Source organism: Nocardioides sp. NPDC101246 (assembly GCF_044767415.1).
GTDB lineage: Bacteria > Actinomycetota > Actinomycetes > Propionibacteriales > Nocardioidaceae > Nocardioides.
Genome location: NZ_JBIWNX010000012.1, coordinates 49,287 through 69,469, shown reverse-complemented (window position 1 = coordinate 69,469; position 20,183 = coordinate 49,287). Strand labels below are relative to the sequence as shown.

The following is a 20,183-nucleotide window of genomic DNA, read 5'->3' as shown; positions in this document are numbered from 1 at the left end:
CCCGAAACCTACAGCACTGGCCTAGAGAACTGGCAGGTCGTAGTAGCGGGAGATCGCCGCGAAGTCCTCGACCGAGAGGCTCGCCCCGCCGACCAGCGCCCCGTCCACGTCGGCCTCCTGCATCAGCGCGGCCACGTTGTTGGGCTTCACGGAGCCGCCGTAGAGGATGCGTACGCCCCCGGCGATCTCCGCACCGTAGCTCTTCTCGAGCTGGTCGCGGATGCCGGCGCAGACCTCCTGGGCGTCCTGCGCGGTGGCGGTCTCCCCCGTGCCGATCGCCCAGACCGGCTCGTAGGCGATCACGACCTGGCCGACCTCGGCGTCGGTGAGCCCGGCCAGCGAGCCCTCGACCTGGGCGGTGCAATGGTCGAGGTGGTTGCCGGCCTGGCGTACGTCGAGACCCTCGCCGACGCAGACGATCGGGATCATCTTGTGCTTGAGCGCGATCTTGGCCTTGAGCGCGACGATCTCGTCGGTCTCGCCGTAGTGCTCGCGACGCTCGGAGTGACCCACGATCACGTAGGAGCAGCCGAGCTTGGCCAGCATCGCGGCCGAGACCTCGCCGGTGAAGGCGCCGGACTCCTGGGTCGAGACGTTCTGGGCGCCGTAGGTGATGCGCATCTTGTCGCCGTCGACCAGCGTCTGCACCGAACGGATATCGGTGAACGGCGGGAAGACCGCCACCTCCACGGCCGCGAAGTCGTGGCGCTTGTCGGAGAGCGTCCAGGCGAGCTTCTGGACCAGGACCACCGCTTCTTGGTGGTTGAGGTTCATCTTCCAGTTGCCGGCGATGAGCGGGGTGCGCCCCGAGGCCGGCTTCTTGGCCGCCATCAGCCCAGTCCTCCGACCACGGTCGACTCATCCAGCACGGCGACGCCCGGAAGGGTCTTGCCCTCCAGGTATTCGAGCGACGCGCCGCCGCCGGTAGAGATGTGACCGAACTGGTCATCGGCGAACCCGAGCTGGCGGATCGCCGCGGCCGAGTCGCCGCCGCCGACCACCGAGAGCCCGTCGATCGTGGTCAGTGCCTGGGCGACCGTGCGGGTGCCCTCGGCGAAGGCGGCCTGCTCGAAGACGCCCATCGGACCGTTCCAGAAGACCGTCTTCGCGCCCTCGAGCGCGGCCGCGTAGGTCTGCGCGGACTCCGGGCCGATGTCGAGCCCGAGCGACTCGGACGGGATCGCGTTGGCCGCGACCACTCGCGCGGACGCCTCGTCGCCGAAGGAGTCGGCGACCACGACATCGGTCGGCAGCAGGATCTCGACGCCGATCTCCTCGGCGCGCTCGAGGTAGCCGAGCACGGTGAGGATCTGGTCCTCCTCGAGCAGCGACTGACCGACCTCGTAGCCCTGGGCCTTGAGGAAGGTGAAGACCATGCCGCCCCCGATGAGCAGCTTGTCCGCCTTGCCGAGAAGGTTGTCGATCACGCCGAGCTTGTCGGAGACCTTCGAGCCACCGAGGACGACCACGTAGGGACGCTCGGGGGTCTCGGTGAGCCGCTTCAGCACGTCGATCTCGGCGGCCACCAGGTCGCCCTGCGCGCTCGGGAGCAGCTTGGCGACGTCGTAGACCGAGGCCTGCTTGCGGTGGACCACGCCGAAGCCGTCGGAGACGAAGGCATCGGCCAGCGCGGCGAGCTCGGCAGCGAAGGTCGCCCGCTCGTGGTCGTCCTTGCTGGTCTCACCGGCGTTGAAGCGTACGTTCTCCAGCAGAGCGACCTGGCCGTCGGCGAGGCCACCGACGACCGAGGCGGCGGAGTCGCCGACGGTGTCGGTCGCGAAGGCGACCTCGGCACCGAGCAGCTCGCCGAGACGGGTGGCCACAGGGGCCAGCGAGTAGGCCGGGTCCGGCTCCCCCTTCGGCCGACCGAGGTGGGCGACCACCACGACCCTGGCGCCGGCGTCGGCCAGCGTCTTGATCGTGGGCACCGAGGCACGGATACGACCGTCGTCGGTGATCGTGGTGCCTTCCAGCGGGACGTTGAGGTCGGAGCGCACGAGAACTCGCTTGCCGGCGACACCCTGCTCGATGAGCTGCGTGAGATTCAGAGACATAACGGGCTAGACACTAACCTGTGAGGACCCTCGCTGGGTCACAGGCTCGCACCAACGTACGCCACCAGGTCACCGAGCCGGTTGGAGTAGCCCCACTCGTTGTCGTACCAGGCCGCGACCTTGACCTGGTTGCCGATCACCTTGGTCAGCGGAGCGTCGAAGATCGAGGACGCCGGGTTGGTCACGATGTCGGAGGAGACGATCGGGTCGGTCGAGTAGACGAGGTACTTCCCGTCGGCGGCCTTCTCCATGATCGCGTTGATCTCCTCGACCGAGGTCTCGCGCGAGGCCTCGAAGGAGAGGTCGACGATCGAGCCGGTCGGGGTCGGCACGCGCAGCGCGTAGCCGTCGAGCTTGCCCTTCAGCTCCGGCAGCACCAGGCCGATCGCCTTGGCGGCACCGGTCGAGGTGGGCACCACGTTGATCGCGGCGGCACGGGCGCGACGCAGGTCCTTGTGGATGTTGTCCTGCAGGTTCTGGTCGGCGGTGTAGGCGTGGACGGTCGTCATCAGACCGCGGTTGATGCCGACGCCGTTGTGCAGCGCGTTGGCCAGCGGCGCCAGGCAGTTGGTGGTGCAGGAGGCGTTGGAGATGACGGTGTGGGCCGCGGCGTCGTAGATCGACTCGTTGACGCCCATCACGATGGTGGCGTCCTCGTTCTTGGCGGGGGCGGAGATGATGACCTTCTTCGCGCCGCCGTGGTCGACGTGGGCGCGGGCCTTGGTCGCGTCGGTGAAGAAGCCGGTGGACTCGATCACGACGTCGACACCGAGGTCGGACCACTTGAGGTTGGCCGGGTCGCGCTCTGCGTACGCCTTGATCTCCTTGCCGTCGACGACGATCGCGTCCTCGGTGGCGGACACCTCGGCGTCGAGCGGGCCGAGGATCGAGTCGTACTTCAGCAGCGTCGCGAGGGTTGCGTTGTCGCTGAGGTCGTTGACCCCGACGATCTCGATGTCGAGGTCGGAGGCGCGCACCGCGCGGAAGAAGTTGCGGCCGATCCGGCCGAACCCGTTGATGCCTACTCGAACTGTCACGTGGACTCCTGGTTCGCGTCGAAAAGATTGTGCGCGGGATCACCCGCTGACGCCGACACTACCCAGGCCCTCTGAACAGCGGGAGACTGGGTTGGATCGTTCCAAAAGACGGACGAGTAGCAAACGGCCCGAGCCCCTCGATCAGTCGAGGGGCTCGGGCCGGTTTCTGGAATCTGGGGGCGCTTCCTAGGCGTCCTCGGCCAGCATCTCCGCAGTCAGGGACGCCTCGGTGTCAGGGATGCCGAGCTCCTCGGCCCGCTTGTCGGCCATCGCCAGCAGACGGCGGATGCGGCCGGCGATGGCGTCCTTGGTCAGCACCGGGTCGTGGAGCTGTCCGAGTTCCTCGAGGGAGGCCTGCTTGTGCTCCAGACGGAGCTTGCCGGCCTGGCGCAGGTGGTCGGGGATGTCCTCGCCGAGGATCTCCAGGGCACGCTCGACGCGGGCCCCGGCGGCGACGGCGGCACGGGCCGAACGGCGCAGGTTGGCGTCGTCGAAGTTGGCCAGCCGGTTGGCGGTGGCGCGGACCTCACGGCGCATCCGGCGCTCCTCCCAGGCCATCAGCGACTCGTGGGCGCCCAGGCGGGTCAGCAGCTGCCCGATCGCGTCACCGTCGCGGATGACGACGCGGTCCACGCCGCGTACCTCACGGGGCTTGGCGGAGATGCCGATCCTCCTGGCCACGCCGACCAGCGCCAGCGCCGACTCCGAACCCGGGCAGGTCACCTCCATCGAGGAGGAGCGACCCGGCTCGGTGAGCGAGCCGTGGGCCAGGAAGGCACCGCGCCAGGCGGCCACCGCGTCGCAGGCCCCGCCTGAGACGACAGCAGGCGGAAGACCCCGCACCGGCCGTCCGCGCTGGTCGAGAAGGCCGGTCTGGCGCGCCAGCGCCTCACCGTCCTTGACCACGCGCACGATGTAGCGGCTGCCCTTACGAAGCCCGCTCGCCTGGATGAGAGCCACCTCTGCCTCGTGACCGAAGACGTCGGCGATGTCTCGCTTCAGTCTCCTGGCGGCCAGACCGGTGTCGAGCTCAGCCTCGACCACGATCCTGCCGGCCACGATGTGGATCCCCCCAGCGAACCTCAACGTCGAGGCAACCTCTGCCTTGCGGCAGCATGTCTTGGTGATCTGAGTGGAGGCCAGCTCGGCCTTCACCTGTCCCGTCATCGCCATGCGGGAGAGTCTTTCATTGATGTCAACGACCCTCGAATCGGTTCCATATCGATCTACCCCGAAATGGCTGTACGGCGAGGCGTGATGACCTAGCCTACGCAGCTGTGCCGTTACCCCCACCCGTACCCAGCACGACCAGCCGGGACCTGGGCTGGGCCTGGTTCCTCGTGCTCTGCTGCGGCCCGACCCCGTTCGGCACGCTGACCTCGAGGGAGTATCGAGACGGCGGGTTCCTGGGGCTGTCGTTGTTCGTCGGGATCGAGCTACTGCTGCTGGCCGGACTCGTCTGGAGCGTGGTCGGGCTCGTCCGGCAGCCGCCCGCGTTCACCGACGTGTGGAGCGCGATCCCGCCGGTCGGTCTCGGCCTGCTCCTGCTGGTCGGCGGCATCGGCTCGCTCGTCGCGGGGGCGCCCTATCTCGAGGAGCGTGCCGGGACCCCGGACTGGGGTTTCCAGCTCGACGGAGCCATCCTGACCACCCTCGGGGCCGTGATGCTGAGCCTGTGGCCGCGCGAGCTCCTTCGCCGCCGGGCGGTGCCCGCGGAGATTCCCTAGTAGCTCTCCCCCATCACCTCGGCGAAGGCCGAGGCGAGGCGGGTGGGATCGTGGCGAGGTGTGCCGTCCCCGAGGGCGACGTCGGCGATCACGACCCGAGCCCCGACCTTCTCCACCAGCGTCGAGAGCTCGTCGAGCCGGTCCATCGACGCGTCGACGAGGACGGTGTGGATGCGGAGGTCGGGGGCGTGATCGAGGAGGACCGAGAGATGTTCGGCGGGTCCGAAGCCGGTGGTCTCCCCCGGCTGCTCACCGAGGTTGAGCACGACGACGATCTTGGCGGAGGTCGCGACCAGGGCCTCGCGCAGCGCCCGGACCATCAGGTGCGGCAGGACCGAGGTGAACCAGGAGCCGGGGCCCAGGAACACCCACTCCGCCTCGCGGATCGCCGCCACCGCGTCTGGTGCGGCAGGCGGGTTGTCCGGGATCAGCCGGATCGACTCGATGATCCCGTCGGTGCTGGCGACCTCGACCTGGCCCTGCACCGACGTGAGGGCCGCAGGAGACCCGGGCACCAGGCCGCGTACGTCGGCGACGATGTCCATCGGCACCAGCGCCATCGGCAGGACCCTGCCCTTGGCGCCCAGCAGGCGGCCGACCCAGTCGAGGGCCTCGACGTGGTCGCCGAGCTGCTCCCACAGGCCGACGATCAGCAGGTTGCCGAGGTTGTGGCCACGCATCTCGCCCTCGCCGGCGAAGCGGTGCTGCAGCACCTGCGCCCAGGTGTCGTCCCAGCGGTCCGCGCCGCACAGCGCGGCGAGCGCCATCCGCAGGTCTCCCGGCGGGAGCACGCCGAACTCTCGCCTCAACCGGCCGCTCGAGCCGCCGTTGTCGGCGACCGTGACGATCGCGGTGAGCTGGTCGACGGTCAGGTCGTCGACCAGCAGCCGCAGTGCGCTCAGCGACGCATGCAGTCCGTGCCCTCCCCCCAGGGCGACGACGGCCTGGGCATCTGCCCCGGGTCGGTCGGCCCCGGCCACTCTCACTCCCGCCCGAGGTCTCGGTGGATCGCCTTCGCGTCCAGGCCCGCATCTCGCAGCCGCCTGGAGATCTCCTCCGCCATCGCCACGCTGCGGTGCTTGCCGCCCGTGCACCCGATCGCCACGCGCATGAACCTCTTTCCTTCGTGGAGGTAGCCCTTGGTCACTCCGATGAGCACCGGAACATACCCGCTCAGGAACTCCTCCGCACCAGGGCGCGAGTAGACGTACGCGGCGACGTCGGGGTTGTCGCGTCCGTTGCCGTCCTTGAGCTCGGGCACCCAGTGCGGGTTGGGCAGGAAACGCATGTCGGCCATGAAGTCGGCGTCGACCGGGATGCCGTACTTGAACCCGAAGCTCACCACCGACACCTTCAGCGTCGTCCGCTCCGGGGTGCCGAACGCCTCCGCGATCCGCGCGGTGAGCTGGTGCACGTTGAGCTGGGTCGTGTCGATGACCAGGTCGGCGGCGCCACGCAGGTTGGCCAGCACCACCCGCTCCCGCTCGAGCGCGTCCAGCAGACGCTCGTTGCCCCGCTGCATCGGGTGCGGACGCCGAGCGGCCTCCTGGCGGCGGACCAGCGTGTCGTCGGCGGCGTCGAGGAAGACCAGGGTCGTACGCCGCCCGGTGGCTCCCTTCGCCACGATCTCCTCGAGCTCGGCGAAGAAGGACCCCGAACGTACGTCGGTCACGACCGCCACCGGCTGCTCCGGGCCGCGGGCCGCGTCGACCCGCTCGACCACCTGCGGGAGCAGGCTCGGCGGCAGGTTGTCGACGACGTAGTAGCCGAGATCCTCCAGCTCCTTGGCGGCGGTGCTCCGCCCGGCACCGGTCATGCCGGTGATGACGACGACCTCCCCCTTGTGCATGACCTACTCCTCGATGATCTCGCCGGTGGTGACGTTGATGGCGCTAACCTTGCCATTCTTCGCCGTCTGCTCCACAGCGGTCTTGATCGCTGTCGCGGTCGAGGGGCCGATGCCCGGCACCAGGGCGATCTCCTCGACGGTCGCCGCCCGGAGCTTCTTGAGCGAGCCGAAGTGCTTCATCAGCGTCTTGCGGCGCACCTCGCCGAGACCGGGTACGTCGTCGAGCAGGCTCTCCACCATCGACTTGCTGCGTCGTCCGCGGTGGTGGGTGATCGCGAACCGGTGCGCCTCGTCACGGACCCGCTGCAGCAGGTAGAGCCCCTCGCTCGACCTCGGGAGGATCACCGGGTCCTCCTCGTCAGGGACCCAGACTTCCTCCAGCCGCTTCGCCAGCCCGACCACCGGGATGTCGTTGATCCCGAGCTCGGTCAGGGCCCGCTGGGCGGCCGCCACCTGAGGCGCGCCGCCGTCGACGACCACCAGGCCGGGCGCGTAGGCGAACTTACGAGGCCGACCGGTCTCGGGGTCGACCAGCATCGGGCCGTTTGCCCCCTCCACCTCTGTCGACACGATCGATGTGGACTGCTCGTCGAGCAGCCGCTTGAACCGCCGGGTGATCACCTCGTGCATCGCCTTGACGTCGTCGGAGCCGTCCTGGCCCTTGATGATGAACCGGCGGTACTCCGACTTGCGGGCCAGCCCGTCCTCGAAGACCACCATGCTGGCCACGATCTCGGTGCCCTGCAGGTGGGAGATGTCGTAGCACTCGATCCGCAGCGGCACCTCGTCGAGCTCGAGCGCCTCCTGGATCTCCTCCAGCGCCCGGTTGCGGGTGGTCAGGTCGCTGGCGCGCTTGGTCTTGTGGAGCGCGAGCGCCTGCTTGGCGTTGTTCTCCACGGTCTCCTGGAGCGTCTTCTTGTCACCGCGCTGCGGGACCCGGATCCGGACCTTCGCCCCGCGCACGTCGGAGAGGAGCTCCTCGAAGGTCTCGTGCTCCGGCGGCAGCGCGGGGACCAGGATCTCGCGCGGGATCGCCTCGGCGTCCTCCCCGGCGTAGAGCTGGAGCAGGAAGTGCTCGACCAGACCGGCGGTGTCGGCCTCGTCCATCCGGTCGGCGACCCAGCCGCGCTGGCCCTTGATCCGGCCGCCGCGTACGTAGAAGATCTGCACGCCGACCTCGAGCGGGTCCTCGGCCAAGGCGATCACGTCGGCGTCGGCACCGTCGCCGAGCACGACGGCCTGCTTCTCCAGGGCACGCTGCATCGCGGCGAGGTCGTCACGCAGCCGCGCGGCCTTCTCGAAGTCGAGGGCCTCGGAGGCGGCGTACATCTCCTTCTCGATCCGCTTGGTGAAGGTCGAGGTGTGACCGGCCATGAAGTCGCAGAAGTCGTCGACGATCTCGCGGTGCTCCTCGGCGGAGATGTTGCCGACGCAGGGCGCGGTGCACTTGTCGATGTAGCCGAGCAGACAGGGGCGGCCGATCTGCTGGGAGCGCTTGAAGACGCCGTTGGAGCAGCTGCGCATGGGGAAGACGCGCAGCAGGATGTCGACGGTCTCGCGGATCGCCCAGGCGTGGCCGTAGGGGCCAAAGTAGCGGGTGCCCTTGCGCTTCGCGCCGCGGCCGACCATGACCCGCGGGAAATCCTCGGAGACGGTGACCGCGAGCCACGGGTAGGACTTGTCGTCGCGGTACTTGACGTTGAACCGCGGGTCGAACTCCTTGATCCAGGTGTATTCGAGCTGGAGCGCCTCGATGTCGTTGTTGACCGTCGTCCACTCGACGCTGGCCGCGGTCGTCACCATCGTGGCGGTGCGTGGGTGCAGCGACGGGATCGGCTGGAAGTAGTTCGCGAGCCGCTGACGCAGGTTGATCGCCTTGCCGACATAGATCACCCGCCCCTTGGGATCGCGGAACCGGTAGACCCCGGGCTGGGTGGGGATGTCTCCAGCTTTGGGGCGATAGCTCTGCGGATCGGGCACGTTCCCAACCCTAGTAGCGGGCACCGACAGTCTCGTCGCAGGCAGGACGGCGATGCCCGGCCGAATGGATCCGGCCGGGCATCGTCGTATGTGCCAGGAAGGCGTCAGCCCAGCAGCTCCACCTCCGAGAGCGTGATCTGCTCGTCGGCCGAGCCGGTGAACTCGATCCGGATCCGGCTGAACTTCGACGCCGACTCGAGCTTGAACGGCCGGGTGGCCTGCTGCCAGTCGAACGTCTCGCCCGAGCGCCGGTCGAGGACCTTCCAGTCGGTGCCGTCGTTGGAGCCCTTGACGACCCAGCCGCTCGGCGAGCCACCTTCGGCGCCGTTGGTGAGGGTGTAGAAGGACACCGGCACCTTGGTCCCGGAGAACTGGTACTCCACCCAGCCGTCCCCGGCCACGGTCGTCTGCGTCCCGGAGTCGTTGTCGACCAACGTCTCGCCGTCGTTGCCGCTGGCCGTCACCGTGCCCTTGCCCGCGCCGGACTTGTCGGCGAGAGGAGTTGCCGGCTGGGAGCCGGTGGTCAGCGAGGGCGGGACGGCGCTGGGCGAGGTGCCCCAGCGCGACGGCTTCGAGCCCATGTCGAACTCGATGGTGCCGCCGTCGGCGAGCTCCCGGTGGGAGACGTACGTCTTGTCCCACCTCTTGCCGTCGATCTTGACGCCCTGGACGTAGATGTTCCGGTTGCTGTTCTTCGGTGCCTTGATCACCAGGTCCTTGCCGCCCTCGAGACGGAGGGTGGCCTTGGTGAACTGCGGCGAGCCGAGCACGAGGTTCTCGCTGCCCATCTGGAGCGGGTAGAGGCCCAGGGAGGCGAAGAGGTACCACGCCGAGGTCTCGCCGTTGTCCTCGTCACCGGCGTAGCCCTGCCCGATCTCGGAGCCGGTGTACATGCGGCGCAGCGTCTCGCGGACGATCTCCTGCGTCTTCCAGGGCTGGCCGGTGTAGCTGTACATCCACGGGATGTGGTGGCTGACCTGGTTGGAGAAGCCCCACTGCCCCATGCGTACGTCACGGGCCTCACGGATCTCGTGGATGATGCCGCCGTAGGAGCCCGGGTACTCCCCCGTCTCCGGCGTGGAGAAGAAGGTGTCCAACTTCTGCGCGAGCTCGCCGCGACCGCCGTAGAGGTTGGCCAGGCCCTGGCCGTCCTGCGGAGTGTGGAAGGCGAAGTTCCACCCGTTGGTCTCGGTGTAGTCGTGGTCGCTGCCCCACACCAGCGGGTTGTAGTCCGCCGGCGACTTCTTGAAGGTGCCGTCGGCGTTGCGGCCCTGGAAGAAGCCCACCTCGGTGTCGAAGGTGTTGACGTAGTTGCGGGCCCGGCTGAGGAAGTACTCCGACTCCTCCTTCAGCCGCTTCTTCTCGGCGCGGGAGATCCCGTCGCGCTGGGCGAGCTTCGCGGCCATGTTTCCGATGCCGTAGTCGTTGATGTAGCCCTCGAGCCCCCAGGAGACGCCCTCGCTCACGGCCGCGGGCGTGTAACCGAGGAAGACCGAGGTCTGCATGCCCTTGCGGCCGACGTTCGAGTTGGTCGCGGAGCCCGGAGGCCGGACGGTGGCGTTCTTCACGGCTGCGTCGTAGGCCGCCTCGGCGTCGATGCCCTTGACCCCCTTGACGTACGCGTCGGCGAAGGAGACGTCCGAGCTGGTCCCGGTCATCAGGTTGGCGTAGCCCGGTGAGGACCAGCGCGAGATCCAGCCGTTGTCCTTGTACTGCTGCACGAAGCCGTTGACCATCTCGGCCGCCTGGCTCGGCTCGAACAGGGAGTAGGCCGCCCAGGTGGTGCGGTAGGTGTCCCAGAAGCCGTTGTTCACGTAGACCTTGCCGTCCACGATGTCGGCGCCGGTGTGGGTGGGCGTGGTGCCCGGCGGGTTGGTGTCACCGGAGGTCGACTGGACGGCGTGCTTCCAGACCGGCTCGTCGGCGGTGCCGGTGTTCTCGTGACCCGAGTTGGGGTAGAGGAAGAGCCGGGCGAGGTTGGAGTAGACGGTCGTCTTCTGGTCCTTGGTCGCGCCCTGGATGTCGAGGACGTCGAGCTTGTCCTGCCACAGCGCCTTGGCGTCGTCCTTGACCGTCTCGAAGTCGTCCTCGGCGATCTCGAGCTCGAGGTTCTTCCGAGCCTGGTCGACGCCGATCAGGCTCGTGGCGATCCGCATCGTCACCGTCCTGTCCGCGCCGGCGTCGAACTCGAGATGACCCTGTACGTTCGGCCGCTCGCCGGTGGCGTACTTGCCGCCGCCGGTGACCGGCTGGTCGAAGGTCGCGTAGACGTACATCCGGGTGGCGCCGTTCGACAGGCCGCTGCGCGTGTCGGTGAAGCCCTGCAGGGTCCCGGCGGCCGGGTCGAGGATCAGCCCGCCGTCGTTGTTGACGTTGTCGAAGATCAGGCTGGCATCCTCGCCGGGATAGGTGAACCGGAACATCGCCGCATGGTCGGTCGGCGCGATCTCGGCCCGCTGGCCGTTGTCGAAGTCGACCTTGTAGTAGTAGGGCCGCGCGGTCTCGTTGGCGTGCTCGAAGGTGAGCCTGCGCGCGTCGCGGCCCGGGTCAGGGGTGCCCGCGGCGGCCGACGGCATCACCTGGAACGTCTGCCGGTCGCCCATCCACGGACTGGTCTCGTGGCTCAGCGTCAGCGCCTGCAGGCTGGTCCGGTTCTGGGCGTCGTTGTCCTGGTGGTAGCGGTAGAACCACGACAATGAGCCCGCGTTGGTCATCGGCGCCCAGAAGTTGAAGCCGTGCGGGACCGCGGTGGCCGGGATGTTGTTGCCTCGCGAGAAGCTGCCGCTCGACTGGGTGCCGCGGGTGGTGACGGCGTAGTCGACGCGGCTGGTGACCTGCGGTTCATCCGGGGATGCGGCAATCGCGATGTCGTCGTACCAGCCGCGGAACTTCGTCGGCCCGCTCGGCGCGTCGACGGCGACCAGGATCCGGTCGATCGTCTTGCCCGCGGCGACCTCGCCGATGACGGAGGTCTTCTTGTTCCACTGGTTGGTGTAGAGCGACTTCGACTCGCCCTGACCCTCCGGGGACAGTACGTAGCCCTGCGCGTCGAGCGCGCCCAGCTCGGAGAGCAGGGTGCCGTCGGTGAAGGCCAGGTCGACGGCCGTGTAGGTGCTCGGGTAGCTCAGGTCACCCTCGATGAACTCGGGGAAGACCAGGTAGGACAGCTCGGTCTCCGCACCGACCGGGATGTCGACGTCGAAGACGCGGTTGTAGGAGTGGCCCTTGTCGGCGGTGATCTTGCCTGCGTACTCGAAGGCGTGCACGCCGGTGAAGCCGACCTTCGACTTCGCGGCGTAGGCCGATGCGGGGCCGTCGTCGGGATGGCTGGTCATGTTCTTCAGCGGCGGCGGGGGCTCGGAACCGTCGGAGAGCTGCCACTCGGCGAGCTGGATGAGGCCGCCGCTCTGGTTGGCGGAGATGTCGATGCGGTAGTGCGAGTACGCCTGCGGAGAGGCGATCTCGAACTCACGTGTCTGGAAGCGCTCGCCCCAGGACTGGCCGGTGCGGGTGTCGACGGTCGTCCAGCTCTGGCCGTCGGTGGAGCCCTGGATCACCCAGTCCTTGGGATCACGCTCGGCGGCGTCGTTGGCCGAGGTGAGGGCGTACTTCACGACGCTGGCGGGCTGGTCGAGCTCGATCTGCACCCACCCGGTGGTCGCGAAGGTGAGCCACTTGGTGTTGATGTCGCCGTCGACGAGCTCCGCGGCCCCCTCGCCCGAGCCGGTGTTCTCTCCGCTGGCGCTGACGCCGGTGATGTGCTCGGAGATGTCCCCGGGGATCCCGAACGGGTCGGGGCCGGTGACGCCCGCGGTGCGAGGACTGCCGTCGTCATCGGTATCGACGAGGTCGGCCCAGGTGGGCTGCGGGTCGTCCTCCTCGAAGGAGGTCGCCCAGTCCCCGCCGTCCGTGGCCCGCTGGGGGTCGGCGGTGTCGCTCTTCGGAGCCGTGGGCTCATCAGGGGTGGCGAGTGCGGGTGCGGTGCCGCTCATCGCGACCATCAGCGTCGCTGTCGCGGCGATCATCGCGGCCAGGCGGGCCCGGCCTCTCGTTCTGCGTGGTACGTCCCAACGATGCATCGGTGTGATCTCCTTCACATGGGGGCCACCCCAGATGGAACCGTGGCGTGACAACGTTGTCAACGTGATTCGCCAAGGATTTACGCTGGGCTTCTTCGCGATCGGCGGCATCCGCGCCGAAAGAGGGAAAGAAGTGAGACATCGTTGTCCTGCTCGGATCGGCGTCTTACGCTGAGCACGTGGCATCAGCTCCGTCCGACCAGACCCGTCAGCAGCGCCGCCCGACCATGAAGGACGTCGCGGCGTCGGCCGGGGTGAGCCTGAAGACCGTGTCACGGGTGGTCAACGGCGAGTCGAACGTCAACGACGACCTGCGCGCAGCCGTGCTCGAGTCGATCGACCAGCTCGGGTTCCGGCGCAACGCCAGTGCTCGCGACCTCCGGCAAGGACGGTCAGGCACCGTCGGGCTGCTGCTCGAGGATGTCGCCGACCCGTTCTACTCGATCCTGTCCCGCGCGGTCGAGGAGGTGGCCCGCGAGCACGGAACGATGGTCTTCGCCGGCTCCTCGGCCGAGGACGCCGACCGGGAGCGCGAGCTCGCTCTCGCCTTCTGCGAGCGGCGCGTCGACGGACTGATCGTCGTGCCGGCCGGCACCAGCCACTCCTACCTCCTGCCCGAGATGCGGGCCGGCATCCCGGTCGTGTTCGTCGACCGCCCACCCGGTGACATCGAGGCCGACATGATCCTCACCGACAACTGCGGCGGCAGCCGGCGCGGCGTGGAACATCTGCTCTCCCACGGACACCGCCGCATCGGCTTCATCGGCGACGCACCCGAGATCTACACCGCCGGCGAGCGCCTGCGCGGCTATCGCGAGGCGCTCGAGGCCGCCGGGATCCCCTTCTCCGACGATCTCGTCACGCAGGCACCCCCTTCCCCCGCGTCGACCGCCGACGCGCTGGACCGGCTGCTCGACGGGCCGTCGCCGGCGACGGCACTGCTCTGCGGCAACAGCCGCACCACCGTCAGCGTGCTTCGCGAGCTCGCCCGGCGCTCGACCCGACTGGCCTTGGTCGGGTTCGACGACGTCGAGCTCGGCGATCTCCTCCAGCCGGGCCTCACCGTCGTCGCACAGGACCCCGGCGCCATGGGCGCGGCCGCCGCGCGACTCCTCTTCCAGCGCATCGCCGGCGACACCGCGGGACCGCCCCAGACGGTCACCATCGGCGCTCGGCTGATCCCCCGGGGCTCCGGCGAGCTCCCGGCTCCCTGACTCTGGGGAAATCCGCCGCGGCAGCCTGGGTTTTAAAGTCTAGTGGTCTAGTATGATTATGTGCCTTGTCGTGACCGCTACGGATACTCGCTGACCACCAGTGACGAAGCAGCCCTGGCCTACTCCCAGGGGCTGCTCGACGTGCTCCGACTACGGGACGGCGCCCTCGCCTCCTTCGCGGCCTCGATCGTCCTCGACCCGACGTTCGCGCTCGGACACGCCGCGCTGGCACTGCTCGGCCACGAGATGTGCGCGCCCGTCGACGTCGACGCTCGACTGAAGCAGGCTCGGCTGCACGCCCGACGGGCGACCGAGCGCGAACGCAGTCACGTCCACGCGGTCGAGGCCCACATCGGGGGCAACCCGCGGCCGCTGATCGACCACCTTGCGGCCTTCCCGCGAGACGCTCTGCTGCTCTCGACCGCGGTGCCGACCATCGCCTTCGCCGGCGCCACCGAAGTGCCCGAGGAGGCGTGGGCGATCGTCGAACGCGCCAGGCCCGCCTACGGCGACGACTGGTGGTTCGCCGGCCTGCTCGCTTTCGTACGCCAGGAGCAGCGCCGCTTCGACGACGCGATGTCGCTCTCCTGTGCGTCGCTGGCGGTGGAGCCCGGCGCCGGCCACTCCGCCCACGCCCGTGCGCACGCCCACTACGAGACCGGCGATCACGAGGCCGGACTCACCTGGATGTCCTCCTGGGTGCTCGGCGACGGCGCGCAGATCGACTCGCTCTCCCACTTCTCCTGGCACGCCGCGCTGCACGAGCTGTCACTGGGCGACCTCGACGCCGTACGCCGTCGCTACCAGACCCAGCTCCAGCCCGGGCACGCGCTGGGCTGCCGAGCCCTGGTCGACTCCGGCTCGCTGCTCTTCCGGTGGGCGCTCACACCGGGCGCTCGCGACGTGCCCGACATCGCCGAGGTCGTACGCGTCACCGGTCGCGAGACGATGATCCGGCCCGCCACCCCGTTCCTGGCCATGCACACCGCGGTCACTCACCTCGCCACCGGCGACGCCGGTGCGCTCGACGAGCTGAGGTCGTGGGCCGCCGGGCACGTACATCCGACCATGGCCACCGTCGTCTCTCCGCTCGCCGAGGCCCTCGGACTGATGGCCCGCGACGAGAACTCGGCCGCCGCCGACCGGCTCGCAGCGCTCGCACCGTCGATCCGTCGCCTCGGCGGCTCCGACGCACAGCGCGAGATCATCGAGGAGGCCCGCATCGCCGCCCTGCTCCGTGCCGACCGCTGGGACGAGGCCCGGGTGCTGCTCGACGCCCGTCTCGACCGCCGTCGCTCCCCGCGCGACGAGCTGTGGCGGGCACAGGCACTCGCACGCGCCTGATCCACCTCAGGCCGAGGGCGGCTCAGCTGGGAACGATCTCGCCGTCGGTGACCTCGAAGGCGACCTCCTCCAATGCACTCGTCGCCGGTCCCTGCGTCACCGAGCCGTCCTCGATCGAGAACCGGCTGCCGTGGCATGGGCAGTCGATGGTGCCGCCGGCGACCTTCGTGACCGGGCAGCTCCGATGGGTGCAGATCGCGGAGAAGACCTTGAACGTGCCCTCGGTCGGCTGGGTGGCCACCAGATTGCGGTCGGCGACGATCACTCCCCCTCCGACCGGGACCTCGCTGGTCGCGACCAGCGGGCCGCTGCCACCTGAGCCGCCATCACCCGAGGAGCCGGTGTCGCCGTCGCCGCTGCCGCATGCTGCCAGGAGAGGGACGCCGATCGCGGTCACCGCGGTGCCGGTGACGACCTTCCGCCGGGTGATTCGAGATTCACTCATGCCGCCCAGAATAGGCACGCCGGCAACGCACGTCCCTCGCCGAGCGCAAACCATCGGGTAAATCTCGATCTCGGGTCAGGACGCGCTGACCTTCTTCCGCGTCGCCGGCTTCTTCTTGGCCGCCGTCTTCTTGGCCGCTGCCTTGGCCGGCTCCGCCTTCGCCTTCACCGGCTTGGCCGGCGGCTGCTCGGCGGCCTTGCCGTCGAGCAGTGGCGCGAGGAAGCCACCGGTGTGGCTGCCAGGGGTCTCGGCGACGGTCTCGGGGGTGCCCTCGGCGATCACCGTGCCGCCACGGTTGCCACCCTCCGGACCCATGTCGATGATCCAGTCGGCGGTCTTGATCACGTCGAGGTTGTGCTCGATCACCAGCACCGTGTTGCCCTTGTCGACCAGCGAGGAGAGCACGCCGATGAGCTTGCGGATGTCCTCGAAGTGGAGGCCGGTGGTCGGCTCGTCGAGGACGTAGAGGGTCTTGCCGGTCGAGCGCTTCTGCAGCTCGGCGGAGAGCTTGACCCGCTGCGCCTCACCACCGGACAGGGTGGTCGCGGGCTGCCCCAGCCGCACGTACCCCAGGCCAACCTCGACCAGCGTCTTCATATGGCGCGCGATCGCGGGGACCGCGGCGAAGAACTCCACGGCCTCCTCGATCGGCATGTCGAGCACCTCGGCGATCGACTTGCCCTTGTAGTGCACCTCGAGCGTCTCGCGGTTGTAGCGCGCGCCGTGGCAGACCTCGCACGGGACGTAAACGTCGGGCAGGAAGTTCATCTCGATCTTGATCGTGCCGTCACCCGAGCAGGCCTCGCAGCGGCCGCCCTTGACGTTGAACGAGAACCGGCCCTGCAGGTAGCCCCGCATCTTGGCCTCCGGGGTGGAGGCGAAGAGCTTGCGGATGTGGTCGAAGACGCCGGTGTAGGTGGCCGGGTTGGACCGCGGCGTACGCCCGATCGGGGACTGGTCGACGTGGATCACCTTGTCGACGTTGTCCAGGCCGGAGATCTTGGTGTGCCGGCCCGGAACGGTGCGGGCGCGGTAGAACTCCTTGGCCAGGGCCGTGTAGAGGATGTCGTTGACGAGCGTCGACTTGCCCGAGCCGGAGACGCCGGTGACGGCGAGGAAGAGCCCCAGCGGGAAGGTGACGTCGATGTCCTTGAGGTTGTTCTCCTTGGCACCGTGGACGGTCAGCTCGCGCCCGGCGGTGCGGGGGCGGCGTACGGCCGGGACGGCGATCTCGCGGCGACCGGCCAGATACTGCCCGGTCACCGACTGCTCGTTGGCGAGCAGCTCGGACACCGTGCCGGAGTGGATCACCTGGCCGCCGTGCTCACCGGCCCCGGGGCCGATGTCGACGACCCAGTCGGCGACCTTGATGGTGTCCTCGTCGTGCTCGACGACGATCAGGGTGTTGCCGAGACGCTTGAGCCGCTCGAGGGTCTCGATCAGCCGGTGGTTGTCGCGCTGGTGGAGGCCGATGGAGGGCTCGTCCAGCACGTAGAGGACGCCGACCAGACCGGACCCGATCTGGGTCGCCAGCCGGATCCGCTGGGCCTCACCGCCGGAGAGCGATCCCGAGGGCCGCTCCAGGGAGAGGTAGTCGAGGCCGACATCGAGCAGGAAGCGCAGTCGTGCCTGGATCTCCTTGAGCACCTGCTCGGCGATCTGCCGCTCCCGGCCGCTGAGCTCGACCGTGTCGAGCCACTCGGCCGCTTCGTTGATCGGCAGCGCGCACAGCTCGGCGATGTTGAGTCCGCCCTCGCTCCGCTCCCCCAGCGTCACCGAGGTCGAGACCGGCTTGAGCCGGGTGCCCCTGCAGGTCGGGCACGGCACCTGGCGCATGTAGCCCTCGAAGCGCTCCCTGGTGGTGTCGGACTCGGCCTCCTTGTGGCGTCGCTCCACCCAGCGGCGTACGCCCTCGAACTCGGCGTCGTAGGAACGGCGCCGGCCGTAGCGGTTGACCGAGACCACGTGCACCTTGCGTCCGTGACCGTCGAGGATCGCCTTCTGTCCCGCGGCCGGGATGTCGTCCCACGGGGTGTCCAGGTCGAAGCCGAGCTCACCGCCGAGAGCCTCCAGGAGGCGCAGGAAGTATTCGGCGACGTGGGCCTGGGACCAGGGCTGCAGCGCGCCCTCGGCGAGCGTGGCCGCCGGGTTGGGGACGACCAGCTCGGGGTCGACCTCCATCCGGGTGCCGAGGCCGGTGCAGGCCGGGCAGGCGCCGAAGGGCGAGTTGAACGAGAAGGACCGCGGCTCGAGCTCGTCGGTGTCGAGCAGGTGGTCGTTGGGACACGACATCCGCTCGGAGAACTTCATCTGCTCGCCACTGTCGACGAAGTCGAAGACCACCAACCCGCCGGCCAGCTCCAGCGCGGTCTCGACCGAGTCGGTCAGCCGCCGCTTGGAGGACTCCTTGACCGCGAGCCGGTCGATGACCACCTCGATGGTGTGCTTCTTCTGCTTCTCCAGCTTCGGCGGCGCGTCGAGCTGGTGGATCTCGCCGTCCACGCGCACCCGGGAGTAGCCCTGCTGCTGCAGCTGGCTGAAGAGCTCGACGTACTCCCCCTTGCGGGCCCGGATCACCGGGCTCAGCACCTGGAAGCGGCGCCCCTCCTCCAGCGCGAGCACGTGGTCGACGATCTGCTGCGGCGTCTGCCGCTCGATCGGCGCGCCACAGGTCGGGCAGTGCGGCCGCCCCGCGCGGGCGTAGAGCAGACGCAGGTAGTCGTAGACCTCGGTGATGGTGCCGACCGTCGAGCGCGGGTTCTTCGAGGTCGACTTCTGGTCGATCGACACCGCCGGGGAGAGCCCCTCGATGAAGTCGACGTCAGGCTTGTCCATCTGACCGAGGAACTGTCGGGCATAGGCCGACAGCGACTCGACGTAGCGACGCTGGCCCTCCGCGAAGATGGTGTCGAACGCGAGGCTCGACTTCCCGCTTCCGGACAGACCGGTGAACACGATCATCGAGTCCCGAGGCAGATCGAGGGAGACATCCTTCAGGTTGTGCTCCCGGGCTCCCCGGATGATCAGCTGCTGCTCCGCCACGTTCTTTCCTCGTCCAGTGCTATCGCATCGCGCTACCGCGTCGAACAGATGTTCGCATCATACGACGCTGGGAAGACTCCCAGACGGCACCCTCTCACGGAGCACCGACATTTTACTTCTGGCCGGGTCCGACGTGCTTGCATAGGCGCATGAGCGATGCCCCTACCACTTATACAGGCGCGACTAAACCAGGCGGCCCGGCCGACGTACGCGAGCTCGGTCGGCTGACCATCACCAAGGTCGCCGTCGACGTGCAGATGTCCAACAACTGCTACCTGCTGCGCTGCCGAACGACCGGCGAGCAGCTTCTCATCGACGCCGCGGCCGAGCCGGAGACCCTGCTCCCCCTCATCGGTGACGAGCTGGCCACCGTCGTCACCACCCACCAGCACTGGGACCACCACCGAGCCCTGGCCGACGTCGTCGCCGCGACCGGAGCCGCCACGCTCGCCGGAGAGCCCGATGCCGCCGCGATCACGGAGGCCACCGGCGTACCCGTCTCCCGCACGCTCTCCCACGAGGACACGGTCACCGTCGGCGACTGCACCCTCGAGGTCATCGCGCTGCGCGGGCACACGCCCGGGTCGGTCGCCCTTCTCTACCGCGACCCCGAGGGCACGCCCCACCTGTGGACCGGCGACAGCCTCTTCCCGGGAGGCGTCGGAAACACGCAGCAGGATCCCGTACGTTTCACCCAGCTGCTCGACGATGTCGAGGACCGGATCTTCGGCACCCTCCCCGACGAGACCTGGTTCTACCCGGGCCACGGCGACGACTCCACGCTCGGCGCCGAGCGTCCCCATCTCGCCGAGTGGCGCGAGCGGGGATGGTGACTACGGCTCCGTAGGCGGGGTCACGGTCTCCGTCGGCGTCGGATCCGTGGTCGGATCGGTCGGCTCGGTCGGCTCGGCGGTCGGCTCCGGTTCTGTCGTACGCGTGGGCCCGGAGGTGGGCGTCGAGCCACCGGTCTCGGCGGGCTCGTCCGGCTCACGCGACGGGGTCGGCCGGTCCGGGTCGGCAGTTGCCGACGGGTCGGACCTCCCGGGTTCGTACGTCGCGCCGCCGGGATCAGCCGCCGCGCCACGCGGGCGCGCCGAACTGCCGTCCGAGGGTTCCTCCGACAACTTCGAGCCGGGCAGCGGCGGCAGCGGATCCACATCGGGATAGGGGTTCCCGACGTCCTCGACACCCGTGGCCGGGTCAGGATCGGGACGCTCGGCCTGCGCTAGGCCGGCGAGAAGGACGACCACCCCGAGACCGGCCACGACCCCGCCGGTCAGGATGCCTGCCACGGCGACCTGCTTGCTCTGCAACTCGACTCCCTGTACCCGCCCCGCGCCTGGTATGGCGCACAGCGTAGGGCAGCGAAGCCTCGAGCGTTATCCACCCAGGGGCATCGAGATCGCCGCTCA

Annotated in this window: 15 protein-coding genes; 4 read left to right on the top strand and 11 right to left on the bottom strand. The window is 69.0% G+C overall.

Translation table 11 applies throughout. The features are described 5' to 3' along the window. Window positions 1-21 precede the first annotated feature (21 nt). The 4 genes from tpiA to whiA form a co-directional block, all read right to left on the bottom strand. Window positions 22-831, bottom strand: a complete 810-nt coding sequence (gene tpiA / locus ACIRON_RS21420; protein ID WP_402995272.1) for a triose-phosphate isomerase — start codon at window positions 829-831, stop codon at window positions 22-24. After that, window positions 831-2,054 carry a phosphoglycerate kinase gene (locus ACIRON_RS21415; protein ID WP_402995270.1) on the bottom strand — a complete coding sequence of 408 codons (1,224 nt, stop codon included), beginning with the start codon at window positions 2,052-2,054 and terminating at the stop codon, window positions 831-833. Before ACIRON_RS21415 ends, tpiA begins: the two co-directional genes overlap by 1 nt. 38 nt (window positions 2,055-2,092) lie before the next feature. Next, on the bottom strand, window positions 2,093-3,091 hold the full coding sequence (gap, locus tag ACIRON_RS21410; protein ID WP_402995268.1) for a type I glyceraldehyde-3-phosphate dehydrogenase: 999 nt from the start codon (window positions 3,089-3,091) through the stop codon (window positions 2,093-2,095). Window positions 3,092-3,277: 186 nt separating this feature from the next. After that, window positions 3,278-4,264: a DNA-binding protein WhiA gene (gene whiA / locus ACIRON_RS21405; protein WP_045547796.1), complete on the bottom strand. Its 987-nt coding sequence runs from the start codon at window positions 4,262-4,264 to the stop codon at window positions 3,278-3,280. A 104-nt stretch (window positions 4,265-4,368) separates the two neighbouring features. On the opposite strand from whiA, the gene ACIRON_RS21400 reads away from it, so the two are divergent. After that, window positions 4,369-4,818: a hypothetical protein gene (locus ACIRON_RS21400; RefSeq protein WP_402995266.1), complete on the top strand. Its 450-nt coding sequence runs from the start codon at window positions 4,369-4,371 to the stop codon at window positions 4,816-4,818. Here ACIRON_RS21400 and yvcK read toward each other — a convergent pair. The 4 genes from yvcK to ACIRON_RS21380 form a co-directional block, all read right to left on the bottom strand. Continuing rightward, window positions 4,815-5,798, bottom strand: a complete 984-nt coding sequence (gene yvcK, locus ACIRON_RS21395) for a uridine diphosphate-N-acetylglucosamine-binding protein YvcK (protein ID WP_402995264.1) — start codon at window positions 5,796-5,798, stop codon at window positions 4,815-4,817. The genes ACIRON_RS21400 and yvcK overlap by 4 nt on opposite strands. Before the next feature lie 2 nt (window positions 5,799-5,800). Continuing rightward, entirely contained in the window at window positions 5,801-6,667 is an 867-nt protein-coding gene (rapZ, locus tag ACIRON_RS21390; protein WP_091041005.1) for an RNase adapter RapZ, read from the bottom strand. A 3-nt stretch (window positions 6,668-6,670) separates the two neighbouring features. Beyond that, window positions 6,671-8,647, bottom strand: coding sequence for an excinuclease ABC subunit UvrC (uvrC, locus tag ACIRON_RS21385; RefSeq protein WP_402995262.1), 1,977 nt, complete (start codon window positions 8,645-8,647; stop codon window positions 6,671-6,673). A 104-nt stretch (window positions 8,648-8,751) separates the two neighbouring features. Further along, on the bottom strand, window positions 8,752-12,672 hold the full coding sequence (locus ACIRON_RS21380) for a GH92 family glycosyl hydrolase (RefSeq protein ID WP_402995260.1): 3,921 nt from the start codon (window positions 12,670-12,672) through the stop codon (window positions 8,752-8,754). 233 nt (window positions 12,673-12,905) lie between these two features. Between ACIRON_RS21380 and ACIRON_RS21375 the strand changes: the two genes are divergently transcribed. Together ACIRON_RS21375 and ACIRON_RS21370 are read left to right on the top strand one after the other, a co-directional pair. Beyond that, a complete protein-coding gene (locus ACIRON_RS21375) occupies window positions 12,906-13,940 on the top strand; it encodes a LacI family DNA-binding transcriptional regulator (RefSeq protein WP_402995258.1) in 1,035 nt (344 codons plus the stop codon). A gap of 60 nt (window positions 13,941-14,000) precedes the next feature. Next, a complete protein-coding gene (locus tag ACIRON_RS21370) occupies window positions 14,001-15,284 on the top strand; it encodes a pyridine nucleotide-disulfide oxidoreductase (RefSeq protein WP_402995256.1) in 1,284 nt (427 codons plus the stop codon). Window positions 15,285-15,306: 22 nt separating this feature from the next. Here ACIRON_RS21370 and ACIRON_RS21365 read toward each other — a convergent pair whose 3' ends face one another. Together ACIRON_RS21365 and uvrA are read right to left on the bottom strand one after the other, a co-directional pair. Beyond that, window positions 15,307-15,729, bottom strand: coding sequence for a Rieske (2Fe-2S) protein (locus tag ACIRON_RS21365; RefSeq protein ID WP_402995254.1), 423 nt, complete (start codon window positions 15,727-15,729; stop codon window positions 15,307-15,309). Window positions 15,730-15,804: 75 nt separating this feature from the next. Further along, window positions 15,805-18,771 (bottom strand): excinuclease ABC subunit UvrA, encoded by a 2,967-nt coding sequence (uvrA, locus tag ACIRON_RS21360; RefSeq protein ID WP_402995252.1) that lies wholly within the window; start codon window positions 18,769-18,771, stop codon window positions 15,805-15,807. A gap of 149 nt (window positions 18,772-18,920) precedes the next feature. Between uvrA and ACIRON_RS21355 the strand changes: the two genes are divergently transcribed. Next, window positions 18,921-19,604, top strand: a complete 684-nt coding sequence (locus ACIRON_RS21355; RefSeq protein ID WP_402995250.1) for an MBL fold metallo-hydrolase — start codon at window positions 18,921-18,923, stop codon at window positions 19,602-19,604. On the opposite strand, the gene ACIRON_RS21350 is transcribed toward ACIRON_RS21355, so the two are convergent. Beyond that, window positions 19,605-20,084 carry a hypothetical protein gene (locus ACIRON_RS21350; protein ID WP_402995248.1) on the bottom strand — a complete coding sequence of 160 codons (480 nt, stop codon included), beginning with the start codon at window positions 20,082-20,084 and terminating at the stop codon, window positions 19,605-19,607. It lies immediately after the preceding gene. Window positions 20,085-20,183: the final 99 nt, after the last annotated feature.

Excerpts from the sequence above, each read along its gene's own strand:
- tpiA (WP_402995272.1), bottom strand. The coding sequence starts at position 831 with ATGGCGGCCAAGAAGCCGGCCTCGGGGCGCACCCCGCTCATCGCCGGC.
- ACIRON_RS21415 (WP_402995270.1), bottom strand. The coding sequence starts at position 2,054 with ATGTCTCTGAATCTCACGCAGCTCATCGAGCAGGGTGTCGCCGGCAAG.
- ACIRON_RS21365 (WP_402995254.1), bottom strand. The coding sequence starts at position 15,729 with ATGAGTGAATCTCGAATCACCCGGCGGAAGGTCGTCACCGGCACCGCG.
- whiA (WP_045547796.1), bottom strand. The coding sequence starts at position 4,264 with ATGGCGATGACGGGACAGGTGAAGGCCGAGCTGGCCTCCACTCAGATC.
- ACIRON_RS21355 (WP_402995250.1), top strand. The coding sequence starts at position 18,921 with ATGAGCGATGCCCCTACCACTTATACAGGCGCGACTAAACCAGGCGGC.
- rapZ (WP_091041005.1), bottom strand. The coding sequence starts at position 6,667 with ATGCACAAGGGGGAGGTCGTCGTCATCACCGGCATGACCGGTGCCGGG.
- ACIRON_RS21380 (WP_402995260.1), bottom strand. The coding sequence starts at position 12,672 with ATGATCGCCGCGACAGCGACGCTGATGGTCGCGATGAGCGGCACCGCA.